We start from the raw sequence: 22,937 nt of genomic DNA, 5'->3' as shown, positions 1-22,937 counted from the left end.
CCAAAACAGTCGAAAAATCGATTTCGTCTCACTGTCTTAAGTATACTTACTAAGTGAAACGCAACTTCCGATAATTTATATTATGTAAACTAAAATATTTTTTGGAATTTGGAGGCTTTGCATCATCGGCCTCTCTTACTCTTCTCATCCGTCTTTAATGGCCATTTAACCGGTTACTCGCTTTTCCGTTTCCGTGTCATGCCCACTGCGAACTTTTCAAATCCCATCGTCTCATAATACGGCTCCAGGCTCTCATTGCACAGCAATTGCGGAATGATCCGGTGCCGGTCGCATTGTTTGATCAGCTGATCCATAAGTTGTCGGCCGATGCCAAGCTGTTGATGGTTTGGTGAAACGCCAAGCCCGCAAATAATTCCGGTAATCACGCCATCTGATATGATCCGGCCCATTCCGACCAGTTGATCGCCGTCATACGCATAACTGACATGCCAGCTTTGCTGACACATCCTGTCCAGTTCGTCTGCGGTTAATCCGAGCGAATCCCAGGATAACTCCTGGTACAGCTGAAAAACGGCTTTAAAATCGGCGGGCGGCTCTTTGGTGATCCGTATTTTATTTGGCATGCTCATTGAAATCCAACTCCTATCATTCTAAAGTAGCGCAATCTACAGGTCTTTCCAGTTTAATGAAATGAGTCGACATAAAGATTTCAACAGCGGCCTGTCTTGCGGGATTTTTAACCCTCTGTCAGTAATGGTCTGTCATTCAATTCATTTCATATGGAGGTTAGTTCAATGGCGACACATCAAAGCATTTTCAATCCGCGAAGTGGCCAAAGGATGATTTTCCGCAAGACGGCACAGGATACCAACGGCGCATACTTGGAAATCGAAACGTTTAACCCGCCATCGGATGAAAAAGAGCCGGAACATGTCCATCCGAAACAAGAAAGTTCTGTAGAAGTGCTTTCCGGCACCTTGCATTTTTCAGTTGGAGGGCGGATTCGGCTTGTCGGTCCGGGGGAAAAAGTGACGATACCGCCTGGAGTCCCCCACTTTTTCTGGAATGAAGGCCCGCAGGAAGTTCACTCGCTTCAACGCTTCCGGCCCGCTTTGACAATTGACCGCTTTTTTAAAACTTATTTCGCTTTAGCCCATGCCCAGAAGCTGAATAGCCAAGGGCTGCCGCCTTTATTGATTTTGTCTCGCCTGGCGCTTAGGCATCAGAACGACATCCGGATCATAAAACCGCCGTGGCCAATCCAGAAATCCCTTTTCTTACTACTGGCTCCTGTAAGCAAACTATTGATCCGTTCTAAAAGAATTACATGACTTCTTATATGCTGTTGGAGCACTCAGTGAAAAACTGAGTGCTTTTTTGGGCTACGAACCCAACTCAAGATCCCAGCGTTCTTCCAGCAATCCGTAATCTGTCCAATCGCTATTCGCTTTTTGCTCGGTCAAAGTGAAGCCGTATTTGCTATAAAGATACCGCGCAGTCTCGAAAATGTGGACGGTCCATAGAAAAACATGCCGGTATTGCTGTGCGCGGCAAAATGCCAGCGCGGTATCCATTAATTTCTGGCCGATGCCGTAGCCTTGGAAACGTTCATCCAGCACAAACCATCTTAACTGGGCACTATCAACATATCCAGTAATGGCAATCGAACCGGCAATCTCCCCGTCAACTTCCGCAATCCACAGCTCACCGTCCTTAGAATCCATCATGAATTCCGCCAGGCCTTTCATGACGTAGTATTCAAAGGCGGGACCGAATTGATAGGTCTTGCTGTACAACGCCCCGTGCAGATACGATACATAGCCCAATTCACCGGCCTGATACGGTCGGATGATGACACGCGGTGCTTCAATTTTCTCAAAGTTCAGCAAAGACTCGACCGTTCTCATGGCAACTGTCAATCGGTCCAATTGCTGCACATTAAGGGTACCGATCATCTTGCCGACTTCCCTGTTGGCTTCATTAACCAAATTGTGATGCACTTTTTCTCCGTATTCAGTTAACTGAATCAAATACTGTCGTTTGTCTGTGGATGCTTGTTTTTTGGAAATGATATTTTCTTCTTCGAATTTCTGAATCATACGGCTCATATAGCCGCGGTCGATGCCGAGTTTTTCGCGTATTTCCGTAGCGGTTGCATCTTTTTTGCCGTAAAGCTCGGCAATGACACGCACCTCGCTTAAAGGATACGGTTTTCGGTAGATTTGCTGATCGATTTTTCCGAGAACATTGGCATAATGCCGGTTAAATTTTCGGATCTCTTCTATGTACGTTAATTTGGACATTCTGCCCCCTCCTTTAATTTTCAAAATTTCGGAATTAATTAAAGAGTAATTCCACTAGTTGACTATGTCCACTATTTTTTGTTATGAAAAAACCACCCAGCTTATTGAACCAGATGGCGATAAAATTCAGCTATCATTGCTGCGCTTCATGTCCCGTATTGCCTGCACGGACAACCGGACCAGTAAAATAACACAAAGAAATAATCCGGTATAGGCGGCGGTATTCAAATAGACAGCATACGCCGCCTGGATAAACTGGGCTATGGCGAGCAATGCAGAAGACACGAGGCCGAACGTGATCCCCGTCATCAACAAGATGAAACGGGAAAACAATTGGGTGATAAAATTGGCATTTTTCCGGTCTGAAAAAACGTCATGATGCAAAATGATTTTTCCGCTTTCCACCCGTTCGACGAGCCGGTCCAGCCGTTTTGGCAATTTCACCATTTCGGGGATCAGCAAGGAAAGCTCGCTTTCGATCCGATCTTTGACGGCTTTCGGTTCCGTGAAAGGTTTCTTCAAGAAAGCGGTCTTGTATTTTTGCGCAAAGACTTTGGCTTCCGTAAACATATCAAACGATGGATCGATGGTATGCAAAGTGCCGTCCAATGTGATCAGGGAACGCAAGGCAGTTCCGACAGACGGATAAAACGACAGGCCGAAATCCCGCACTAAGTCGAACAGCGAATGGATAAGTTCAGTAGTAGGAATCCGGTTGACATACGAAATTTTCAATAAAATCTGCCCAATGGCTTGTTCAAAGCGGTGCCGGTCGATGTGCTGAGAATCTTCGACCAGCAAAGTGACCGCGTCATATATGACACTGGCATCGCCTTGCTCTACCCCGATAATGAACAGGCTGAGCCCTTCCTGCTGAGGAGCAGCTAAGCGGCCTACTGCACCAAAGTCGAGCAAAATCGGCGAACCGTCCCGTTCATCAATGAAAATATTGCCCGGATGCGGATCGGCATGGAAAATGCCCGACTCCAGCATCTGTTCGAAAAACGAAAACAGCACGGTCCGCGCAAAATCTTTTTGGTTGATGCCGAATTGCTTGAACACGGCGTTTCCTTGCGCAATGCTTTTGCCTTCCACATATTCCATGACGATCAGGCTGTCGTTGCTGTACTCCGTGTAAACGTGTGGGATTTTAACATGATACGGGCTGTTTTCAAGCGCATTCGAGATTTGGATCGTGTTGCGGGTTTCGATATTGAAATTGATTTCTTCACGGAGCCCAGCAGCAAATCCGATGGCCAGTTCCCGGAAACCGATATTCTCTGCCCAAGTCGATCTGCTGGACACCCACTCCGCAAATTCGACCAGGATATTCAGATCGTCCCGCATGATCCGTTTAATTTCCGGCCGCAATAATTTCACCACGACATGCTGGTTGCCTTTTTTCAAAATGGCTTTATGGACTTGGCCGATAGACGCTGCAGCTATTGGCTCCATGTCAAAATGCGAAAAAACTTCATCCAGTTCATCTTTTAGCGAATTCTGGAGGATGGTCTGCACTTGGATGCTTGACAGCGGTTTGACATTTTGTTGGAGGGTTCCAAGCTCTTCAACAAAAACGGGCGGAAACAATTCAGTGCGAGTAGACAGCACTTGGCCGAATTTGATGAAGATGCCGCCGCTTTGTTCCAGCGTATCACGGAATGCAATCGCCAATTCCCGGTCGTTTTCCCGGTGCCTGGCGTATTTCAGGGCTCTGGAAATGCCGTTGCGGATAGCGATTTCCACAACTTGGCGAAGCCTCTTTTGCCGCCGCCAGCGATGCTGAAGGCGTTTGATGATGAACTTTCTGCCGGTAATACGTTCTCCTTTTGCACCCAGTTCAATGGGATCAAAAAGTTCGAACAACAAGTAAAGCAGCATGGAAATAAGCAGGATGCTGCCGATCCATATAATCGTACTGACGTCGGTAGCTGTGTTAATGACACTTTCTGATAAGTAATCGGTATAACGCAAATAAGAATACCAGTAAACAAATGTCGTCAGCGAGACCCCGAGGACTACCGATAAAACGCGTTTCGTAAAGTTGACTTGTGCCCCCATCAGCCGTCCGCTGACAAAATAAATGAAAACAGTGATGAACAGTATTTCTAAAAGCAGGACTGCATAAACCAAAGTTTTGCCTCCTTTCTGCATCGAAATATTCGTAGGCATAAAATTAAATATTTCATCTTTTTAGTATATCAAATATCAGGCAATTCGTTTTGCGAGGACTTAGGCAATTAGTGAATTTTAGCAATCGATTCTGCATAACAGCAAAAAAGGGCCACTTGCTGGCCCTTTTCATTTTCAAAGATGGATAGGTTGGTGTCTGTCAGCATACTAATTCATTTCACTGTCAGTTCATAATAAGGTTCTTCTTGTTGAGTATCATCAAACCATCTCAGTTCAATAAACTGAAATCCTGTTTTCTCAAGTACTTTGATTGAACTTTCATGATTGGGAGCGGCGGAGGCGTAAATCGTTTCAACTTCAGGATGTTCTTGGGCCAATTCAATGCAGGCTCGGACGGCTTCCGTGGCATAGCCTTTGCCCCAGCTGTCTTTCGCAAAATGGTACAGCAATTCCACCACGTTAAGGGAATCGTGGGCGTTGAATCCAGCAGCGCCAATCAAGTCTCCGGATGCTTTCTCAACAACACCGTATACGGAAAGACCTTTTTCCGAATGGCAGCGCCTATAACCTTCCAGAACGCGTGGAAGAGCTTCTATAGAAGTTGCTCCCCCTGATTCTCCCATAACTTCCGGATTGCCCCAGAAGCGTTCTGCAGCGCTTAAATCGTCCAGAGATAATATTCTTAAATACAGTCGTTGCATTTCACATGCTTTTTCCAAAGCTTGTACCTCCTATATCGGTTAGGTGCTGAACCATCAATTCCAGACAGCCTGTCGGGTACAGCACGAATTCACTGCCGCTCCATGCAGAAATGGGAATCCATTTGGCTTGCGTAATTTTTTCGCCTTCTGTTACCATCATTTCGTTCAAACGGTATATTGCCGGATCTGTAAATTTCACGGCATACATTTGCGTGATTTCATGAGAAATCACTCCTTTAATCGTATAGATGGTTTCCAGGCAAGCTATGTAACGGTCAATTTCGACTTCTGCATCCAGCTCTTCCCGAAATTCCCGTATCAATGCTTCAGACGAGTGTTCACCGAGTTCAATCGTCCCGCCGATAGGCCGGTAAAATAAACCATCTCCTTTTGAATGGACGCCTCTTTGTTCTTCAAGAAGGACACTGTCTCCCTTGAACACCAGCCCTAAGCTATTTACTCGCGGTCCCATGTTCCACCTCCAGTCATTTTGCATTCAGGATGGAAGCCACAATATACCGAGAATCCCATTCACCCTTTGAGAACCCAATGATAGGATAATTTGCTGGAAATATCGTTTCATTGATTTCTCTTATAGACAAACCACTGCCATTCAAAGCATGCACTTTCAAACTGAGCTTTTCAAGATTGTCCAGTTTTTTCGCAAGCATGTCTTTGCCGTTTTCATAATAACCGGAGTGCCCGCAAAACATCGATTTGAAATCGTATTGCAGCAATTGCCGAATGGAGTTCATGATGAGCGGGATGGATTCACTGTCCATAATAACTTTGGTTTTGGCTGAAACAAATAAATCCCCCGAGAACAATTGTCCGGTTTCTTCGTTCAGAAACGACACATGATCTTCTGCATGACCTGGGGTATAGATCACTTTCCACTCATAATTGCGGGATCGTATGGTTGTCGGGAGCGGCAATGGATGGAACGCTTTTCGTCCGCCCCAGATTTGCTGCCGGTACGGCGGATATTCACCTGGTTTCTTGCAAACTTCTATGCCACTCGGATGCACATAAATCGGGATTTCTAGATTTTCCTGTATCCATGCTGCCGTTCCGGTATGGTCTTCATGATTGTGCGTAAGCGCCACCAGTTCCAGTTCGTGTTGTTGATAAAAAGGAATAAGTTCTTGTCCAAGTTTTTTCGGTCCTGTATCAACCAGCATGCCGTCGACGAGGTAAACAAATACGTTTCGGCTGAAGTTTTCAATGGTGCCTTCAACGCAAACTACATTTTCTTTGTGATCAATGCCGATCATCTGATCGCCTTCTTTCTTTTTAACTGGTAAGGCTTTTGTTTTCTTCTTTTAACTTATTGTATTGCCTTCTGGTATGTCTTCTGCCTGTATCGTGATTTCTCCTTCCCATCTTCTTTTCAGTTTTATTATCTTTCGTTTTTCATTTTTCGTTTTTCTGATTTTTTCTTATTACGTTTTCTGATTTATTATTATTTTCCTTATGTAGTTTTGTACATTTATTACTATTTTCTTCTCTATTTCGCCAAATAAAAAAGAAGACCGAAGTCTTCAAGCTGAAAAGCTGAAAAATAAAATCGCCAGCAAGATCGCAATTACCGCAATGATGAAACCGATAATGAGTGACGGAATCATAATGGTGAAAAAGCCTTTCCAGCTGGAGATGCGATGTGCTTCCCCGATGGCTTTGCTGTTGATCACGATGCTCCAAATCGTCACGACTGTTATGATGACGGTTCCGAGAAGGGTCAACAGGAGACCGCTTCCATCTCCTTGCTCTCCGGCAGGTTGAGCGAAATACGTTTCCGGCGCTGCCAAAATCCAGATCAGATAGACAGGGATTAGCCAAATTTGAGGAATCGTTGCTGCTCCTGTGGCCTTAAAAAGATCCTGGTAAGTTCCAACACCTTTAAACAGCTTTCCAGCGACCAGATAAATTCCTGACATGATGGCAAAAATCAACAGGATGAAAATCGGGCCCGCGATAATTGAGCCAAGTATAATGCCCCCTACCGGAAGAAATTGATTCATTTCCGTGTTGAATGCTGTGACCAGTCCACTGCTAATGCCGGACAGCATCATCAGGAGAATGACATAGCCCATTGATTTTTCTTCAATCACATAGCGGACAGTCTCTCTTGTTTTCAGCCAAATAGCTGTGAAAGGATTTACTTTTTCATAATTACTTTTATCTCTAATCTGTACCATGGCGTGTTCCTCCTCTTTCTTAAGTATTCATACGGATAAGCTTATTAAAAGTTTCAAAGGAAGGACTTTATTGGTTTTTCAACTTCAAAAATTTTGTCGACGTTTTTTGCCAATCAATTGGCAACTTGTTTCTCAGTGCATACAGCAGTTCATGAAAAATAGGCTGTAAGCCGTAGAATGCTTGGACTCTCTTAAAAATCGCTTCATGCTTTTCTGTTCCTCTATAGTTTTCCAGGACTTGTTGTGCGAATGCCGGCCCGTAGTCCCAATAGATTCCTGCGAAATCAAACGCCGCATCGCCGATTTGTGCATCGGTGAAATCAATGATGCCGGTAATCCGGTTTTCCGCACTATTGAAAACGATATTGGAGGCGGTCAAGTCTCCATGGATTACGGTTGATGAAATTGCTGCATAATCCAGTTGCAATAAAAAGCGTTCGAACGTGTCTTGTATTTCACATTGCATATTTTGTGTGAGATGCGGGAAAATTTCTTTCTGAACGTCCCGATAGAATGTTTCCCAATAAGCTGTGGTATGCTTTCTCTCCATATAATCCGGGAGATCGAGGCTATGTAATTGTGTTAGAAATTCCCCCAGCAATTTGGCGTTGTCAATCGTCCCTGCTTTTTCGAATCCGCTACACATACCTCCTTCGATCAAATTATAGCATCCGCAAACTATTTTCTTGTCCTCTCCATATAAAAGAGTGACATTCGGTATGCTCAGAGGCAGCTGTTTCCCTTTCAATAAGTCACCAAGCAATCTCGATTCCATTTCCGCTCTTTTAGCCACTTCTTTATTTTTAGGAAACCGAAAAACCTTTTTGTCATTGAGGACCACAATTTCATTGTCCCATCCGGTTTTCTTTTCTTCTATTTTGCAAATTTCTATGTCAGGCAGCGCTTGTTTGATGAACATTATTTTCTTTTCCAGTTCCATAATAGTCTCCTTTCTTTGTTTGCATGGTTTTGATTTTTCTGAATTTGCCTTATGTAGTTTTCTACATATATTAGTAAAAAAACGATTTGATTGATATTTTTTACCGTGGCCTTGCTTCATACGGTTCGATTTGCCCGATGATACTTGCCGTTTCCTTTGAATCGATTTGCCGAAAGATTCCTTTAGAAATTTCTTCATGAGTCAGCCATCGTGATTCTCCAGCTTCACGTATGTAACCGAGAAAGATTTTATGATAATGGCAGTTTGCGGGCAGCTTGATTTCTTCGTCGGAAAAATACCTCTTGCTTCCTTTGATGTGCAACAATTGAAAACCAGTGCTTCGTGCATTTAATGCACAAATCTTCTCCAAAGCTTGGTAATTTGGTGTCCAGCTGATAATCAAATTAAATGGTCCCCGTTCAGCTATTGCTTCTTTTACCAGGCCATAAACTCTTTCAGAGTTGTAATCGCTTTGTATAGGGCAGATCTTTTCTGGATATTCTTTTAATAAAGGGTTGAATTTATTTTCCGATCGGCCAATAACAGAAACATTCCATTCTTCGGCTGCCAACGCTTTACAGACTCCTGACAGCATACCGGTTCCACCGATGACAAGCGCGTGTGCTATCTGCTCCATAATTTCTCCTCCAGCCATGCTGTAATGTCTTCCTGGTTTTTCACGATGCATGTCTTCTTCTGATGCGGCTTCAGCTTTTGCATAAATTCCGGTTTCATCGTTCTCTCAAAATACCGGTTCCAACCGAACATCTTGTAAAAGATGTGGAGCGTCTGCCGGTAATTCGCCTTCTCCAACTTCAATTTCTGTTTGATGAACCGTTTGATGATGCGCCAGGTCCGGACGTTTGGCGGAATGTCGAGAAAAAGAATCATATCTGCCCGTTTAAATCCTTCATCGGTCCAACCGATATGGACACCTTCAATAACCCATTCCAGCAACCGGACCGCTTCTTGGAATTGAGTATTGCGCTTTTCTACACTATTGCGCAAATCTCCGCCTGCCTGCCGTTCCCATACAAAATTATCTGTTTCAAAACGGGGAATCCCTATATTTTTCGCTATTGTTTTGGCAAGCGTCGTTTTCCCGCTTCCAACCGATCCGATTATGTATATTTTCATTTTCCACGCATCTTTCTAATCGATTTTCCTTCTTTTTATTATAGCGAACCGCAATGCAGTTGTGGTTTCCATTTTTAAAAGAAAGGACCTGAACACCACCGTAACTGCGGCATGTCCAGGCCTTTTAATTTTTCAATGCTTGTTGTTCCACTTTCCCTATAAACTCATGGACGACTCGCATATTGCTTTTTTCACTTCCCAGCTTCAGCATGGCCCGACCCACAAAGTTAATGCCTTCGTTTTGGCCGGAATAGGTAAATTTCGTCCGGTTGCCGCTGATTTTTTCTAAGGAGACCGCATAGGTGACTTGAAATGCTCCTCCGAGGACAAAACTTGTCTGTTTAAATTTCTTTTCATCGGTGTCTTCATAAGCGAGCGTCTCCACCACGTAAGTCTCTACCCGTTTTCCTTCCCGGTATGTCTGTTCATGTTTCGCACCCACTTCATGAGGCTGCTTTTCAATCAATCGATGCTGCTCCACTTTCGGCATGATTTTCTGGATGTTTTCATCGGAAAACAATTGCCAGACCTTCTCGATATTCGCATTGATGACTTTTTCCTCGTTCCATTTGATCATGCTTCCCCGTCCTTTCCACTCGCTAAAAATTCATCTATTTCCTTGACACGCGCGTTCAGGCCTTTAATCTCCCCCAGCAGACTCTCCCGCTTTTTCAGCAGCAATGCTTCCGGAGTAAAAAATGACCCATCTTCCATCATGCGCTTCATTTCCTGGATGCTTAGCCCGAAGCCTCTCAGCTAAATCAATAAAACCGTTAGGAAATAACCGCTATCGTCATAATAACGGTATTTATTCATCGGAACAATAAAAGAAGGTTCCAACAGCTCCGTTTCTGCATAATAACGCAGCGTTTATTTTGATAATCCGGTGATGTGCGAAAACTCGCTGATTTTATACAGCCAATTGTCGATTGATTATCATGGAATAATAAAACATTAAAAAATCGATCAGGTTAAACACAACTTGATCGATTTTTTATTAAACTCCTTCTATATATATTTTAACATTGAACAAGATATTCCCGCCTTCTCATATTTCAAAAGCCCGACTGTACTCTTCTCGCTTTCATCTCATTTCCATTAGAAGAATGCCGATATGCCTTTCGAAATAAATAGCCGCACTTTTACGAATTTCTTCAGTGAACTTCAATCAACTGTTCGAGTATTTTACGAATCAGCTCAGTTAAAGAAAAAGTGTCTTCCCAAGGTGGTGCAACCTTAACTCTGACCGTTTCATATGGGTTCTTTCTTTCTATATTTTGCTCCCACTTAAAGCTGTCGATGTTACTGCTTACGAGCGGTTAGAAGCGAAATCCTTACTGGGGAGCGGGTGAATTGGCCCCCATTCTTGCATGTCTTTTTCTTGGCGGGTGACAGTATTTTCCCAATTGGCTCATTCGACACCTGTCAAGCCGTTTGAGCCTCATCGATGCATAACGGCTGTTCTATTCATACCGATCGATAACGGAACTGATATCACCGAATCCTAAAAAATACCATGCTGCCCAATCTTCCTCCGTCAGCCCTTCCGCCTCCAGGTAAGTGAAAAAATGGTCCATGGCGACACCGTTGGAATCAGACGCCTTTTGCAAGGAAACACTGGCTTCTTCCAAGCTGGCGGCAAAGGCTTCATCGGATGGACCGTCCCCTCTTTTAAGAAGTGCCCTTTCAAGGATAGCAGATGCTTCGCCCTGCCACTTCAATGCCTCGCGGAAGTTCTTTTGGAAACCGATCAGATGAGCCGCATTCTCACCAAGCAGTGTGAAATCCCAATCCGCCGCAATCTGGTCAAGGGCTAATCGGTAGCCCTGGCCCATCCGTAACAGGGCGATCGGGTCGTCCGTACGTTGTGACCCGAATCCCGTGATGATCGGCATGATGTAGAAGATTTGGGTTTTCTCGTATTCGTTGACGGCATAGGTGAGGTCGTTGATGAAGTAGATCAGGAAATGCTCCCTGTCCGTCAGTTGTTTCGGTACATTGGGTTCTGGCGGGTTCTGGCTCGCATCATCAAATTCAGGGAAACTGTCATATAGGGCGACCAGGCTGTCGTTGAGTCCGTCGATATGGGTATCGGATGCCGCCATCAACTTGTTGAATTTCTCGACTCTGCGGTACACCTCGTCATGCGTGGTGGTGCCATCTCCTTCCATCAGCCCCTCATGCAACACGAAAAGTGCGTTCGACCGAAGCGTAAGGGCTTGATACAGGTCATCCCCCGCTGCGTAAAGAAGCTTGCGGCGTTCGATTGAACCCGTGAACGTCATGGACAGCAGTTCGGTACGAAGTTGCTTGTAGTCAGTGATCAGACTCAGTACATCCTCCGTTACGTCCTCGCCGTTGGTCGTCCCCCAGAGTTCATCCCTTCTTTCATCCAATCCGTTCAGTCGGTCCAAGAGCCCCAATAGTTCAGGTTCAATATACGCAGCGAAATAATCGTAATCGGTGACCTTCTCCCAATCAACAGATGCATGGTCATCATTCCCTGGCATGGTGACCATCGGAGCAGAACTGCGTGTTGGCATTCCCGCATTATCATGGAAATTCATATTTTGCGCATTCGATTCGTTTTCATTTGGCAGGCCGGTTGACGCAAGGGGCATCTGTGCACTCCATCCACTTCCTGCCACCAAGGTCATGAGTGCAATGGTGGCGATCCGTCTGAATGCTTTGTTCGTTGATGAAGAAGTCATGGTGACTCACTCCGTTCGTTGGTTGAAATTTGTCCTTTTTCTGATTTGACTGGCAAAGGATTCTCTATTCACCTGTATTTGCAACTGCACTGTACGCAACATAGCCCAAGTCATGCCAAAATCTGCAAATCCTCCTGCCTCCATGTAACCGTATAGTTTGCTGATGGCAGCGTTTTTCCGCTCTAAAGCGTTAACTGAGCGTAGTACAACGCAATTTGTTCCATCGAATCGAATTCCGAAATTTTGCTCTTGCCGTCCCAGACAGCCACCCAATTCTCTTCCCAAGCCGTATCAAAGGATTCAATGGGCGGCGGCAGCGTTAAACTCTTCGCTAAATTCACTTATCCGTACATGGATTCCACTGTGTCACGGTGCCCATCCGTATCGCTACGTAGTTCAAACTGCGTACCACCGCCGTATGAAGATAATCCCTGAAGGCATAAAGATGTTTGGTATTTTCCGTTGTGTCCCCCCTCGAATTGCAGGCTGTACAGGCGGTCTCGCAGTCTTTATGTATTTTTACACCTTCATTATATTCTTAGCAGGCGACTTAGAGCAATAAAAAATTCAGAATATTCTATAATATTTAACAAAAACATCAAATAGATTCAATAAAAGTTTAGAATCATTGTTTTTTGCGAGTATAAAGATATATCTAACTGGTGTTTTTTATTAGGTTGACCGTAAGTAAACAAATCGTTTCCATTTTGACATACAGGTATTGAAAAATATGGCTATCGGTAGGTTCATTTCTGTTTCAATTAGCATTTATTTTTAGCCAAGTGGTGCACCACCCAGTCAACAATGCAATGAAAAATCCGGCAACCGCTTTACAGCAGATGCCGGATCCATTTGTCATGTCTATTATTTGGATGCTTCGGATTCGACTCTATCCATAAATGCCTGGACCGTTTCGTTGCGCTTCGCTTTGCTTCCGGAAAGCAGCATCGCTTTAGCGGATAAAGTCAGTCCTTGTTGGGTTCCTTCATAGATGAAAAGAGTTTCTGTTGCAGATACTTTTTCGAGTGTATAGCGATACTCCACTTTGAACAGCTGGCTCATGACAAAGCTGGTGTGCCGGTATTTTCGTTCCGGTAAATCTTCGTAAGCGATCGTTTCCACAATATAATTCTGCAATTGCTTGCCTTCATAATAACTCTGGGCATGTTTGGCACCCGCTTCGTCGTCATTGTTCTCCAACAAGATATGATCTTCTATTTTGGGCATGAGCCGTTTGATATTTTTATCCGCGAACAGGTTCCAAACCGTTTCAATATGTGCCGGAATGACCCGTTGTTCTTTCCATTTGACCATCGTTTCCTCTCCTCACTGATTCAGCAGCTGTTTTTCAATACCCATATCGTATCATATTCCGATACGAAAAAAGGCACCGGAAACTCTCGGTGTCCGGTGCCTTACGTTTTTAGAATGGATTCGTTGCCCACTGGCTGGAAGTCGGGATGAAAATCCGCGGATGCAGTTTCAATTGGGCGACCATGTATTCCGCGATGTCTTCCGGCTGCATGAATTTCTCTTTGCTGTTCGCCGGTTCTTCCCCGCTTCCGAAATTGGTGATGACCCGGCTTGGGGTCAAAGCGGATACCCGGATATTGTGTTTGCGCACTTCCTGGGACAAAGCTTCCGTCATGCCGAGGACGCCGAATTTCGAAGCGCTGTAGGCACTCGACCCAGCTGTCCCTTTCAAACCGGACATCGAAGAGATATTGATGATGTCGCCGCGTTTCTTAGCAATCAACTGTGGCAATACAGCGCGCGTGACATAATACATGCCTAGCAAATTGACGTCAATGGTCTTTTTCCATTCGGCCGGGTCGATGTCGAGGAATGGGCCGAAACTGCCGACCCCTGCATTGTTGATTAAAATATCTGCAGTGCCCAGCGATCCGGTTAAAGCAGTGACTGCTTTTTCCACTTGTTCCATCGAAGACACGTCAGCAACTGCAAACGCCGCCTTGATACCCAAAGCCTGCACTTCGTCCGCTACTTTCTGCAAATCATTTTCAGTGCGGGCAATCAGTCCGACCTCAACACCTTCGGCAGCCAACGCCAAAGCAGTTGCCCGCCCAATGCCTTTTCCTGCTCCTGTAATAAATGCAATTTTCCCTTTTAATGATTGTGCCATTTATACTCCGCCTTTCGTTTTCAATACTGAATAAGCTAGTTATTCCCTTTTTCATACTGCCTACACATGGAAGCCGCATATCGACAGAAAAAAGGACATTTGGAAAGCTAAAGCAGGCGATGCTTGAAAATCTGAGGCACGGGTAATATAATGGAAACAAGAAAACCGCCCGGTGCGTCAACACCGAGCGGCAAAGCAGCAATTGAAAGGTCCCGTCAAGGGAGATCAGCTTACAGGCTTTTTTATAGGATAACCCGCAGAGCTACCAACTCAAGGGCGGGTTATTTTTTTTGGTTTGATGACATGGCGACAAGCATCAGTCCTGCAAAAAACACTGCAAACATCAACGCTTCGTAAACCGTCATCCGCACCACCCCCTTTCGTTTGGGGATGGCCGACCACCCTTGAGTTTCCTATTCAATTGCCTAATTTTATTTTATCATACTATTCCATAGCATTTTCGCACCTAAATAACTCATTCTTTAACATCCAGAATAAACGAAGTCAGTTCCTTGATTTTACCGGATCCTTCATTTTCCAATTCATAGATATCACAATAGGTATAAACTTTTTCATTTCCTGCATCCGTACTGGTATGCATTTTCCCTTTCAGCGCTACGGCATTTCCGCTGGCAATCAAATTTTCAATGGTCAACACAACGGCAGTGTCATTGCCCATGCCCATTTCTTTGACACAATTGATAAACTCGTCACGGCCGACCGACTTATTGCCATACATCAACCACACCACATCATCCGCCACGTGGTCTGCCAGAAAATTGATGTCCCCTTCGATAAAAGCCCTGTTCACTTTTTCAAAAAACTGATGATTAGTTACGACTGACATATTCATTTCTCCTTTCAATCTTTTTCTTCTCGGCCCATTTAAGGTACACTAGAGATTCAATAACTGATGGAGGAACGTTTATGAAAACTTCGACGGTCTTAATTATCACCCTTGGCGTCATGCATGTCTTAACTTTGATCAACATCCTGCTGTTTGAAGGCATGTTCGACGACATTGTCTTTTTCTTTAATACAGCGTTTTTCTTTTTTGCCTTGGCCTTTTATTCCTGGAGAAAAGGAAAATCAACAAATCATACAACCGATTGATCCCTTAAATGAAATCATGCAAATGATTTCATTTTTTTATTTTGCAAATTTGTTGGTTTAAATCGTTAGCACCTCCTTCGTTTAAACAGTCCAGCAGTTTCTGAAAAAACCATTGATCATTATAAAATGCTATTGCAATTTTTTCCGAATCGACAGCTGCTTCCGCTTTTTCTTCTCCGATACCAGTGGCTTTGGAGCCGGATTGAAATTATCATCGTATAATCCGGTATAGGTCCGGTACCAAATGAATAAATGCACGAAAATGACTTTACTGACAGCGAATACCGGTATCCCCAAGACAACGCCTGCAATGCCGAATAGTTGCCCGGCCGTCAGCAATACGGCAATGATGGTCACTGGATGGATATTCAAATTGCTGCCTAGAATCAGCGGCTGGATGATACGGCCTTCGAGAGTCTGTTCGATAAAAAACACAATCAGCACTTTTACCAGCATAATTGGCGGATGAGCCACGATGGCCACAATGACAATTGGAATAAAAGCGATAAACGAGCCCAAAAAAGGAATGAGGTTTAGCGCGCCAGCCATGATGGCGAGGATCAAACCATATTCAAGCCCGATGATTGTAAAACCAATCCAAAACATTAATCCTACAAAAAACGCGACGAGCAACTGGCCACGGATATACTGGCTAATCTGCAAGTTCATTTCTTTCAATAGGACATACGTTTTTTCACGCATGCGGGAAGGCACTAAATTCATAATATGATAAGGCAGATTATGGCCGTCCTTTAACAGGTAGAACAGGATAATCGGCGTGGTAATCAACGCCAGAACCGTATTCGTTACGACACCTAATGCACTTCCAATGCCAGTGACGGTCGTATCGACCACTTCATCCGTCTGATCCGTGATGGATGTGGTAATGCCTTCTGTATCTCCTGTCAATCGGCTTTGCAGCTGGGACAACACATCGCTTCGGAGCAAAGAATCGATTTGGATGACCAAACTATCGATATAATCGGGCAAATTGGCGAGCAGGCTCTCAAATTGTTCCCGCAAAATGGGAATGAGGATGGTCACTCCCCAAATGATCAACCCGAGCAGCAAGCCGAACACCATAATGATGCTGTTCACCCTCGAGATATTTTTCGTTTCCATCCAGTCGATCAACGGATTCAGCAAATAAAAGAGGACACCGGACATAACAATCGGCAGGCCCATCACTTTAAAAAAACCCTGGATTGGCCAAAACAGAAATGCGAGTTTCGACAAAAGATAAAGATTCAAAAAAACCAACAACACGACCAACAGAATCGCAACCAGTTTATTATTCAAAAACCATCTTCCGAACCATGTGGCGACTGTCCGCATATTCAGTTTTTCTTTTTCGGGCTCCATCCTGCTATCCTCCTTGTCCAAAAGTACGAACGGCCAGAGCAGCATTCACGTAAAAAAACAGCCATACCGCAATCAATGAAGAAGGCAATCTGGCTACTTTCCGACAACAGATAAGAATCTTCCTAATAACGGAAGAATTTGTTAAGTGGTATTAATAGAGTTCCCTTTTCTACATAAAAATATTCCTTAAATCGTAAATTTCGAGACTTTAATAATTCTTGCTTCCAATAGGAAAAATGTGCTTTTCTGCCGGCAAGGGGCGGCTGAAATAATAGCCTTGCCCTTCGTCGCATAATTCTTCTTGAAGGTACTTGAGCTGGCATTCATTTTCAATGCCTTCTGCTATCACTCCGATATTCAATTTATGCGCTAAAGCGATAATCGAGGATGTAATGGCTTTGCCGTTCAAATCACGGTCAATATCTTCTATAAAACTGCGGTCGATTTTGACCCGGTCAAAAGCAAACTGGCGCAGATAGCTAAGTGATGTATATCCTGTTCCGAAATCATCGATCGACATGGATATGCCCATATCTTTTAACTGCCGCAAACTGTCTTTCACAACTTCTGTATTTTCCATCAAAATACTTTCAGTCACTTCCAGTTCCAGCCATTGCGGAGCAAGTTCCGTTTCAAGGAGTATGGCTTTTACTTTGTCCACAAAATCCGGGCGCTTTAACTGCATTGTAGAAATGTTTACACAGACTTTAAACGGGGAATGCCCTGCAGTTTGCCATTCCTTGTTTTGCCGGCAAGCCGTTTCCAGCACCCACTTGCCAATCGGGATGATTTGCCCGCTTTCTTCGGATATGGGAATGAAATTATCAGGAGCGATAAACCCGAGAGTGGGATGGGTCCAGCGCAATAAAGCTTCCATGCCCGTCAACTGGCCGGTCTTCAAATTGACAATCGGCTGATAAAACAGTTCAAATTCGTTGTTTTCAATGGCGGATTTTAAATCTTTTTCCACAGCTACTTTGAATATTGTTTTAAAATCCAGTTCTTTCGAATAAACCGTAAAATTATTGGAGCCGTGTTTTTTGGTATAGTACATGGCAGTATCCGCTTTTTTTATCAAATCGGAAGCCGTCTCGTCTTGACTGTCTATAAAAGCAATGCCGATACTAGCGGAAATGGACACCGAATGGCCGGCCACGTCAAAGGGTTCTCCCATCGAAGCAATCAGCCGCTCCGCTATTCCCGCCGCTTCCTGCCGTTCAGTAGTTGGCAATAGGATAACAAATTCATCTCCCGCAATTCTCGCCACTGTATCGCCTTTACGCAGATTCTCCGTTAATCGCTGAGCCACTAAAATCAAAAATTCATCACCTGACGAATGCCCTAATGAGTCATTGATAAATTTAAAGCGATCCAAGTCCAAGAAAAGGACAGCGGGTTCACAATCACTGATTTTCGCCATTTCTATGACTTGCTGCACCCGGTCTTCAAAAAGTCTCCGATTCGGCAATTTCGTCAAAGAATCGTAAAACGCCAAGTCTTCCATTTGTTTTTTATAAAGCAGCTTTTCTGTGACGTCTTTGGCGATGCCGTAAGCCCCTACAATTTCTCCATTCTGTTTCTTAGGAAAACTCGTGACTTCCAAGTGCAAATGGCTTCCGTCTTTATGGTAAATTGAAATTTCATAGCTATTGGTCGAACCTTGTAAGGCTTTTTCAAAATAATCCATCGTTTTCGGCAAATGTTCGGGCAGGATTAGCGGTGTAAACGACATTTTTAATAACTCATCTATGGTAAAGCCGGTTAAGGTTTCACAGCTTGGATTTACATCGACGAATTTCCCCGATAAATCAATGGCAAAAATAGCATCCGGATTCGTATAAAATAGCGAATGGAAACGCTCATTGTTTTCCTTCAGCTGCTGGTTCACCATTTCTTCTTCTGTCACATCTATAACAGTTCCCGCCATTACGATGACACCATCGATCACCGATTTGACAGAATGGATTTCGGTATAAGCTGAAGACCCGTCTTTTTTCACAATCCGGACGCGGTAGCGTGATTTAGCATCTTTATTTTCCAGTCGATTATGGATCGTCTTTAACACAATGGGCAAATCTTCCGGATGGATCAATTTGGCCAAAACATTTTGTTCTTTCATAATCTCCTCTTTCGTATACCCGGAAAAGTCGCAGAATCGTTTATTGACATAGCTGTAAGCCCCGTCTCTTAAGATATACATGCAGACCGCTGCTTCTTCCACTAAGCTTGAAAACATCTCCAATAAAAAATCCGGATTGTCTCCGCTGATGATAGAATGCAGTATATTGCTCTCTAGGTTGTCCAAACGATCACTCCCCGCCCTGTACGTAAGGCCTAATATTTTCTCTTCGAGCTTTCTATAAACTACACTTTATCACGTTTATTTAAAGCATGGTTTAATTGCAATAAAAAGTTCTGGATTTTTTTTACTTTTATTTCATTATATTAAACTATTGATAAAATAAAAACACAAAAAGCCGCTACAGACTATATATCTGTAACGGCTTTTTTCAATTAAGCGATTGCAACAGCTTTCTTTTTCAAGACACCGGCCACGATGGCCGTAACAAAGGCTCCGGCGATGATAGCGACAGCATACATCAATATTTGCACGATACCGCCGTCTACCAATCCCATGACGAACACCCCGCCATGCGGAGCGCGAAGGCTGACATCAAACAGCATAACGAGTGCACCGGTCACGGCCGCCCCGGCAACCGACGCCGGAATAACACGCGCTGGGTCTGCCGCAGCAAACGGAATGACACCTTCGGTAATAAAGCAAGCACCTAAAACGTAAGCGGTTTTGCCGGCTTCACGTTCCGGCTTGGTGAATTTGTTTTTGAAAATCGTTGTGGCAATGGCCATTCCAAGCGGCGGAACCATGCCAGCTGCCATAACTGTTGCCATAAAGTTAAAGTTCTGTGCATCCAGCATGGCAATGCCGAAAGTATAAGCGGCTTTGTTGATCGGGCCGCCCATATCAATGGCCATCATGCCGCCGAGCAATAGGCCGACCAGCACCAAGTTCGTACCGCCAAGGCTTTCAAGAAAAGCAGAAATCGCTGTGTAGATTTTCGTCAATTGTGGATTGACCAGCATCATGATGATTCCGGTGATGGCGATGCTGAACACCGGGAAGAACAGCACCGGCTTTAATCCTTCAAGTGAATTCGGCAAAACAGTAAATACCCGCTTAACGAGCAATGTCACATAACCCGCCAGGAATCCGGCGATCAGACCGCCAAGGAAACCGGAACCGCCGCTTGCTCCTTCAACACCTGTGACCGTGATGGCGATCAAACCGCCGATCATACCTGGAGCAAAGCCAGGCCGTTCCGCGATGCTCATGGCGATAAACCCGGCAAGCACCGGTACCATCAGGAAGAACGCATTGCCTCCGCCAATGGTGCTAAGCATAGCAGCAAATTCATTGTATTCCGGGCTGTCCGGATTAGCCGCATTGATGCCCCAGAAAAAGGAGATGGCGATCAGGATCCCGCCGCCGACAACGAAAGGCAGCATATTGGAAACGCCGTTCATTAAATGCTTATAGAACAATCCTTTCGATTCGGTATTTGAGGATTCATCTTTTGATTTATCGTGCTGATAAACCGGAGCATCTCCTGCGACTGCGCGGTTCAGCAATTGGTCCGTCTCATAGATTGCTTTGCCGACTTTTGTCTGGATGACCGGCTTGCCGGCGAAACGCGCCATTTCCACTTTAGTATCAGCAGCTACAATGATGGCGTCCGCTGCTGCAATGTCAGCGTCCGTTAAGCGGTTTTTCACGCCGCTTGAACCGTTTGTTTCCACTTTGATGTCAATGCCGAGCTCTTTTGCCCGGTCATTGAGCTTTTCAGCAGCCATATACGTATGGGCAATTCCGGTCGGGCAAGCTGTGACAGCCAAAATCCGTCTGGAAGATTCTGCCGGAGCGGTATGTTCATCTGTTGGTGCGACCGGTCCGTCTTCTTCTGTTTCTTTGTCAGTCACGGCTTGCAGGACTTCCTGTTTCGATGTAGCTGCAAGGATTCTTGTCCGGAATTTATCGTCCATCAAAAATGTGGCGAGGCGGGACAAGGCTTCCAAATGGGCGTCGTTGGCGCCTTCAGTAGCGGCAATCATGAAAAACAGGTTTGCCGGCTGGCCGTCCATTGATTCATAATCGAGGCCTTGTGCCGAACGGCCAAAAGCGATGGCCGGCTCTTTGACAGCGTGGGATTTGGCATGCGGGATTGCAATGCCTTCCCCGATGCCCGTCGTACTTTGCTGTTCACGCGTCAAAATGTCTTTTGTAAACTGGACCGGATCATTTAACTTCCCGGCACGGTCGAGCTGCTTGACCAATTCGTCAATCACTTCCGGTTTGGAAGAAGCATTCACATCCAGGATAATGGTGTTTTCAGTCAATAATTGAGTAATTTTCATGTCGTCACATCCTCTTTATTAATGGGGTGGAGTACAACTTGGCTGAGCAGCGCTTCTGCATCTTGTTTCTCACATAGATCGGAGCGAAAAGCTGTGGCACTGCCGCAAGCCACTCCGTATTGGAACGCATTTACAGCATTGGATTCTGTTGCATAGGAAGCGATAAAACCAGAAACCAGCGAATCACCGGATCCTACCGTATTGATGACTTGCCCTTTTGGCGCCTGCGCCGAAATTGCCTCATCTTTAGTCACCAGCAACGCGCCTTCACCGCCCATTGAAACGATGACATGTCCAAGACCGCTTTCAATCAGTTTCGAGGCATAGAACAAAGCTTGTTGTTTGCCGCTTATTTCAATATCAAACAATTCCCCCAGCTCATGTTCGTTCGGTTTGATCAAAAACGGTTTGGCTTTTACCAGTTCTTTTAATGCCGGACCGGATGTATCAAGAACAAAGCGGACTTCACGGTTTCGGCAGATGTCGGCAAGTTCCATGAAATAAGATATCGGAATCGAGGCAGGCAAACTGCCTGCCAGCACAAACCAATCGCCTTTTTCCATCGCCCGGACTTTTTCTGCCAATTCGCTGAGTTGTCCTTCGTTCAAGGCTGGACCTGGACCATTCAATTCAGTTTCTTCATTGGATTTGATTTTCACATTGATCCGCGTGATTTCTTCCGTTTTGATAAAATCGGTGGCTACACCTTCAGTTTGGAGAAATTCTTCTATATAATTGCCTGTAAACCCGCCTGCAAATCCAAGTGCCTGATTGGCAGTTCCCAGCCGGCTTAGTACACGGGAAACATTAATGCCTTTACCGCCCGGATAATAATGTACGTCGTCCGTGCGATTCAGTTTCCCGGTCTTGAATTTGGGTAAATAGGTGGTGTAGTCTATAGATGGTGTAATGGTGCACGTATAAATCATGCTTTTCCCACCTTCACTGTAGTCTTTTTTTCCATAATTTCAATGGTTTCACCGGATAATTCATCAACGACCAGAATTGCCTGATCCAAGTCCATAATCTTAGCAAAGCTCACTTTATTGGATTTTGAATGGTCGGCAAGCACATAAGTCCTGCGCGCTAGTGAACTGGCAAGCTGCTTAACAGCTGCTTCTTCCGGGTCTGGCGTCGTATATCCATAATCGGGATGAAATCCGTTGACTCCAAGAAAACAAACATCGAAGCGGTAATTTTTTAAAGATTGGATGGTCTGTGCTCCGACCAGTGCACCGGTCCGCGGCTTGACCCTGCCACCTGTCAGATAAGTGGTGATGCCATGCTCGTTTAATGATTCGACCAAGGTCAATCCATTTGTCACAACAACCAGGTCTTTTTCTTTTAAGAAAGGAACCATTTGAAAAGTGGTTGTGCCTGCATCCAAAAACACACTGTCGCCTTCATGGACGAACGCAGCTGCAAATTTCGCCAGCTGGATTTTTTCTTGCAGGTTTTGTGTAGATTTGTCAGCTACACTCGGTTCGGTCAGGTAACGCGCAGGAAGAACAGCTCCGCCAAAAACACGTTCCAATTTTTGCTGGTTTTCAAGTTCAGTTAAATCACGACGGATTGTCGACTCGGAAGCGGCCGTCAAATCCACAAGTTCTTGAATTTTAATCGTCTGCTTTTCTTCTAATAATTTCAAAATGAAGTCATGCCGTTCGTTCGTTAACATCCATTCACCTTCTTTACTGATTCATTTAAATAGATAATACTTGAAATCGCTTCCAAAATCAATCATAATCATTCATAAGCAATCAAAAACATTCATTCGCTTTAAATTTCTTTCAAAATCGTTCAT

The 22,937-nt window shown here is 44.6% G+C and carries 23 protein-coding genes; 2 read left to right on the top strand and 21 right to left on the bottom strand.

Going from position 1 to position 22,937, the window contains the following annotated elements; all coding sequences use genetic code 11:
* Nucleotides 1–173: 173 nt before the first annotated feature.
* Complete coding sequence (locus AC3AQ9_RS04230; protein WP_488306822.1) at nt 174–584, bottom strand: GNAT family N-acetyltransferase; 411 nt, start codon at nt 582–584, stop codon at nt 174–176.
* Nucleotides 585–755: 171 nt separating this feature from the next.
* On the opposite strand from AC3AQ9_RS04230, the gene AC3AQ9_RS04225 reads away from it, so the two are divergent.
* A complete protein-coding gene (locus tag AC3AQ9_RS04225; protein WP_488306194.1) occupies nt 756–1,292 on the top strand; it encodes a cupin domain-containing protein in 537 nt (178 codons plus the stop codon).
* A gap of 51 nt (nt 1,293–1,343) precedes the next feature.
* On the opposite strand, the gene AC3AQ9_RS04220 is transcribed toward AC3AQ9_RS04225, so the two are convergent.
* The 15 genes from AC3AQ9_RS04220 to AC3AQ9_RS04150 all read right to left on the bottom strand — a co-directional run bounded on the left by AC3AQ9_RS04220 (nt 1,344) and on the right by AC3AQ9_RS04150 (nt 15,074).
* The gene (locus tag AC3AQ9_RS04220; RefSeq protein ID WP_488306193.1) at nt 1,344–2,264 is read right to left on the bottom strand and encodes a bifunctional helix-turn-helix transcriptional regulator/GNAT family N-acetyltransferase; all 921 of its coding nucleotides are present in this window, start codon (nt 2,262–2,264) and stop codon (nt 1,344–1,346) included.
* Between the two features lie 126 nt (nt 2,265–2,390).
* A complete protein-coding gene (locus AC3AQ9_RS04215; protein ID WP_488306192.1) occupies nt 2,391–4,397 on the bottom strand; it encodes an ABC1 kinase family protein in 2,007 nt (668 codons plus the stop codon).
* A gap of 212 nt (nt 4,398–4,609) precedes the next feature.
* On the bottom strand, nt 4,610–5,116 hold the full coding sequence (locus tag AC3AQ9_RS04210) for a GNAT family N-acetyltransferase (protein WP_488306191.1): 507 nt from the start codon (nt 5,114–5,116) through the stop codon (nt 4,610–4,612).
* Nucleotides 5,100–5,570, bottom strand: a complete 471-nt coding sequence (locus AC3AQ9_RS04205) for an NUDIX hydrolase (protein WP_488306190.1) — start codon at nt 5,568–5,570, stop codon at nt 5,100–5,102. The genes AC3AQ9_RS04210 and AC3AQ9_RS04205 overlap by 17 nt, the downstream gene beginning before the upstream one ends.
* A gap of 13 nt (nt 5,571–5,583) precedes the next feature.
* Nucleotides 5,584–6,372, bottom strand: a complete 789-nt coding sequence (locus AC3AQ9_RS04200) for an MBL fold metallo-hydrolase (RefSeq protein WP_488306189.1) — start codon at nt 6,370–6,372, stop codon at nt 5,584–5,586.
* A gap of 267 nt (nt 6,373–6,639) precedes the next feature.
* On the bottom strand, nt 6,640–7,296 hold the full coding sequence (locus tag AC3AQ9_RS04195) for a Yip1 family protein (protein WP_488306188.1): 657 nt from the start codon (nt 7,294–7,296) through the stop codon (nt 6,640–6,642).
* Between the two features lie 67 nt (nt 7,297–7,363).
* Complete coding sequence (locus AC3AQ9_RS04190) at nt 7,364–8,236, bottom strand: phosphotransferase family protein (protein ID WP_488306187.1); 873 nt, start codon at nt 8,234–8,236, stop codon at nt 7,364–7,366.
* Between the two features lie 100 nt (nt 8,237–8,336).
* Nucleotides 8,337–8,873: a Rossmann-fold NAD(P)-binding domain-containing protein gene (locus AC3AQ9_RS04185; RefSeq protein WP_488306186.1), complete on the bottom strand. Its 537-nt coding sequence runs from the start codon at nt 8,871–8,873 to the stop codon at nt 8,337–8,339.
* Nucleotides 8,861–9,373 (bottom strand): AAA family ATPase, encoded by a 513-nt coding sequence (locus tag AC3AQ9_RS04180; RefSeq protein ID WP_488306185.1) that lies wholly within the window; start codon nt 9,371–9,373, stop codon nt 8,861–8,863. Before AC3AQ9_RS04180 ends, AC3AQ9_RS04185 begins: the two co-directional genes overlap by 13 nt.
* Before the next feature lie 124 nt (nt 9,374–9,497).
* Nucleotides 9,498–9,950: an SRPBCC family protein gene (locus tag AC3AQ9_RS04175; RefSeq protein ID WP_488306184.1), complete on the bottom strand. Its 453-nt coding sequence runs from the start codon at nt 9,948–9,950 to the stop codon at nt 9,498–9,500.
* A complete protein-coding gene (locus AC3AQ9_RS04170) occupies nt 9,947–10,090 on the bottom strand; it encodes a hypothetical protein (protein WP_488306183.1) in 144 nt (47 codons plus the stop codon). Before AC3AQ9_RS04170 ends, AC3AQ9_RS04175 begins: the two co-directional genes overlap by 4 nt.
* Before the next feature lie 746 nt (nt 10,091–10,836).
* Entirely contained in the window at nt 10,837–12,084 is a 1,248-nt protein-coding gene (locus AC3AQ9_RS04165; protein WP_488306182.1) for a hypothetical protein, read from the bottom strand.
* Between the two features lie 864 nt (nt 12,085–12,948).
* Nucleotides 12,949–13,398, bottom strand: coding sequence for an SRPBCC family protein (locus AC3AQ9_RS04160; protein WP_488306181.1), 450 nt, complete (start codon nt 13,396–13,398; stop codon nt 12,949–12,951).
* A gap of 109 nt (nt 13,399–13,507) precedes the next feature.
* A complete protein-coding gene (locus AC3AQ9_RS04155) occupies nt 13,508–14,227 on the bottom strand; it encodes a 3-ketoacyl-ACP reductase (protein WP_488306180.1) in 720 nt (239 codons plus the stop codon).
* 475 nt (nt 14,228–14,702) lie between these two features.
* Complete coding sequence (locus tag AC3AQ9_RS04150) at nt 14,703–15,074, bottom strand: nuclear transport factor 2 family protein (protein WP_488306179.1); 372 nt, start codon at nt 15,072–15,074, stop codon at nt 14,703–14,705.
* An 80-nt stretch (nt 15,075–15,154) separates the two neighbouring features.
* On the opposite strand from AC3AQ9_RS04150, the gene AC3AQ9_RS04145 reads away from it, so the two are divergent.
* The gene (locus AC3AQ9_RS04145; RefSeq protein WP_488306178.1) at nt 15,155–15,340 is read left to right on the top strand and encodes a hypothetical protein; all 186 of its coding nucleotides are present in this window, start codon (nt 15,155–15,157) and stop codon (nt 15,338–15,340) included.
* 129 nt (nt 15,341–15,469) lie between these two features.
* Here AC3AQ9_RS04145 and AC3AQ9_RS04140 read toward each other — a convergent pair whose 3' ends face one another.
* The 5 genes from AC3AQ9_RS04140 to AC3AQ9_RS04120 form a co-directional block, all read right to left on the bottom strand.
* The gene (locus AC3AQ9_RS04140; RefSeq protein WP_488306177.1) at nt 15,470–16,702 is read right to left on the bottom strand and encodes an AI-2E family transporter; all 1,233 of its coding nucleotides are present in this window, start codon (nt 16,700–16,702) and stop codon (nt 15,470–15,472) included.
* Between the two features lie 208 nt (nt 16,703–16,910).
* Nucleotides 16,911–19,007, bottom strand: a complete 2,097-nt coding sequence (locus tag AC3AQ9_RS04135; RefSeq protein ID WP_488306176.1) for a sensor domain-containing protein — start codon at nt 19,005–19,007, stop codon at nt 16,911–16,913.
* Between the two features lie 209 nt (nt 19,008–19,216).
* A complete protein-coding gene (locus AC3AQ9_RS04130; protein ID WP_488306175.1) occupies nt 19,217–21,133 on the bottom strand; it encodes a PTS fructose transporter subunit IIABC in 1,917 nt (638 codons plus the stop codon).
* Nucleotides 21,130–22,062 carry a 1-phosphofructokinase gene (gene pfkB / locus AC3AQ9_RS04125; protein ID WP_488306174.1) on the bottom strand — a complete coding sequence of 311 codons (933 nt, stop codon included), beginning with the start codon at nt 22,060–22,062 and terminating at the stop codon, nt 21,130–21,132. The genes AC3AQ9_RS04130 and pfkB overlap by 4 nt, the downstream gene beginning before the upstream one ends.
* Entirely contained in the window at nt 22,059–22,811 is a 753-nt protein-coding gene (locus tag AC3AQ9_RS04120) for a DeoR/GlpR family DNA-binding transcription regulator (RefSeq protein WP_488306173.1), read from the bottom strand. Before AC3AQ9_RS04120 ends, pfkB begins: the two co-directional genes overlap by 4 nt.
* Between the last annotated feature and the right edge of the window lie 126 nt (nt 22,812–22,937).

Source organism: Planococcus sp. VCh962 (assembly GCF_057748275.1).
The sequence above is the reverse complement of the archived record's forward strand: the minus strand, read 5'-3'. Positions and strand labels throughout refer to the sequence as shown.

What these genes read in the sequence shown, in the direction of transcription:
- AC3AQ9_RS04230 (WP_488306822.1), bottom strand. Translation starts at nt 584, where the DNA reads ATGCCAAATAAAATACGGATCACCAAAGAGCCGCCCGCCGATTTTAAA.
- AC3AQ9_RS04225 (WP_488306194.1), top strand. Translation starts at nt 756, where the DNA reads ATGGCGACACATCAAAGCATTTTCAATCCGCGAAGTGGCCAAAGGATG.
- AC3AQ9_RS04220 (WP_488306193.1), bottom strand. Translation starts at nt 2,264, where the DNA reads ATGTCCAAATTAACGTACATAGAAGAGATCCGAAAATTTAACCGGCAT.
- AC3AQ9_RS04205 (WP_488306190.1), bottom strand. Translation starts at nt 5,570, where the DNA reads ATGGGACCGCGAGTAAATAGCTTAGGGCTGGTGTTCAAGGGAGACAGT.
- AC3AQ9_RS04200 (WP_488306189.1), bottom strand. Translation starts at nt 6,372, where the DNA reads ATGATCGGCATTGATCACAAAGAAAATGTAGTTTGCGTTGAAGGCACC.
- AC3AQ9_RS04195 (WP_488306188.1), bottom strand. Translation starts at nt 7,296, where the DNA reads ATGGTACAGATTAGAGATAAAAGTAATTATGAAAAAGTAAATCCTTTC.
- AC3AQ9_RS04190 (WP_488306187.1), bottom strand. Translation starts at nt 8,236, where the DNA reads ATGGAACTGGAAAAGAAAATAATGTTCATCAAACAAGCGCTGCCTGAC.
- AC3AQ9_RS04185 (WP_488306186.1), bottom strand. Translation starts at nt 8,873, where the DNA reads ATGGAGCAGATAGCACACGCGCTTGTCATCGGTGGAACCGGTATGCTG.
- AC3AQ9_RS04180 (WP_488306185.1), bottom strand. Translation starts at nt 9,373, where the DNA reads ATGAAAATATACATAATCGGATCGGTTGGAAGCGGGAAAACGACGCTT.
- AC3AQ9_RS04175 (WP_488306184.1), bottom strand. Translation starts at nt 9,950, where the DNA reads ATGATCAAATGGAACGAGGAAAAAGTCATCAATGCGAATATCGAGAAG.
- AC3AQ9_RS04170 (WP_488306183.1), bottom strand. Translation starts at nt 10,090, where the DNA reads ATGATGGAAGATGGGTCATTTTTTACTCCGGAAGCATTGCTGCTGAAA.
- AC3AQ9_RS04165 (WP_488306182.1), bottom strand. Translation starts at nt 12,084, where the DNA reads ATGACTTCTTCATCAACGAACAAAGCATTCAGACGGATCGCCACCATT.
- AC3AQ9_RS04160 (WP_488306181.1), bottom strand. Translation starts at nt 13,398, where the DNA reads ATGGTCAAATGGAAAGAACAACGGGTCATTCCGGCACATATTGAAACG.
- AC3AQ9_RS04155 (WP_488306180.1), bottom strand. Translation starts at nt 14,227, where the DNA reads ATGGCACAATCATTAAAAGGGAAAATTGCATTTATTACAGGAGCAGGA.
- AC3AQ9_RS04150 (WP_488306179.1), bottom strand. Translation starts at nt 15,074, where the DNA reads ATGTCAGTCGTAACTAATCATCAGTTTTTTGAAAAAGTGAACAGGGCT.
- AC3AQ9_RS04145 (WP_488306178.1), top strand. Translation starts at nt 15,155, where the DNA reads ATGAAAACTTCGACGGTCTTAATTATCACCCTTGGCGTCATGCATGTC.
- AC3AQ9_RS04140 (WP_488306177.1), bottom strand. Translation starts at nt 16,702, where the DNA reads ATGGAGCCCGAAAAAGAAAAACTGAATATGCGGACAGTCGCCACATGG.
- AC3AQ9_RS04130 (WP_488306175.1), bottom strand. Translation starts at nt 21,133, where the DNA reads ATGAAAATTACTCAATTATTGACTGAAAACACCATTATCCTGGATGTG.
- pfkB (WP_488306174.1), bottom strand. Translation starts at nt 22,062, where the DNA reads ATGATTTATACGTGCACCATTACACCATCTATAGACTACACCACCTAT.
- AC3AQ9_RS04120 (WP_488306173.1), bottom strand. Translation starts at nt 22,811, where the DNA reads ATGTTAACGAACGAACGGCATGACTTCATTTTGAAATTATTAGAAGAA.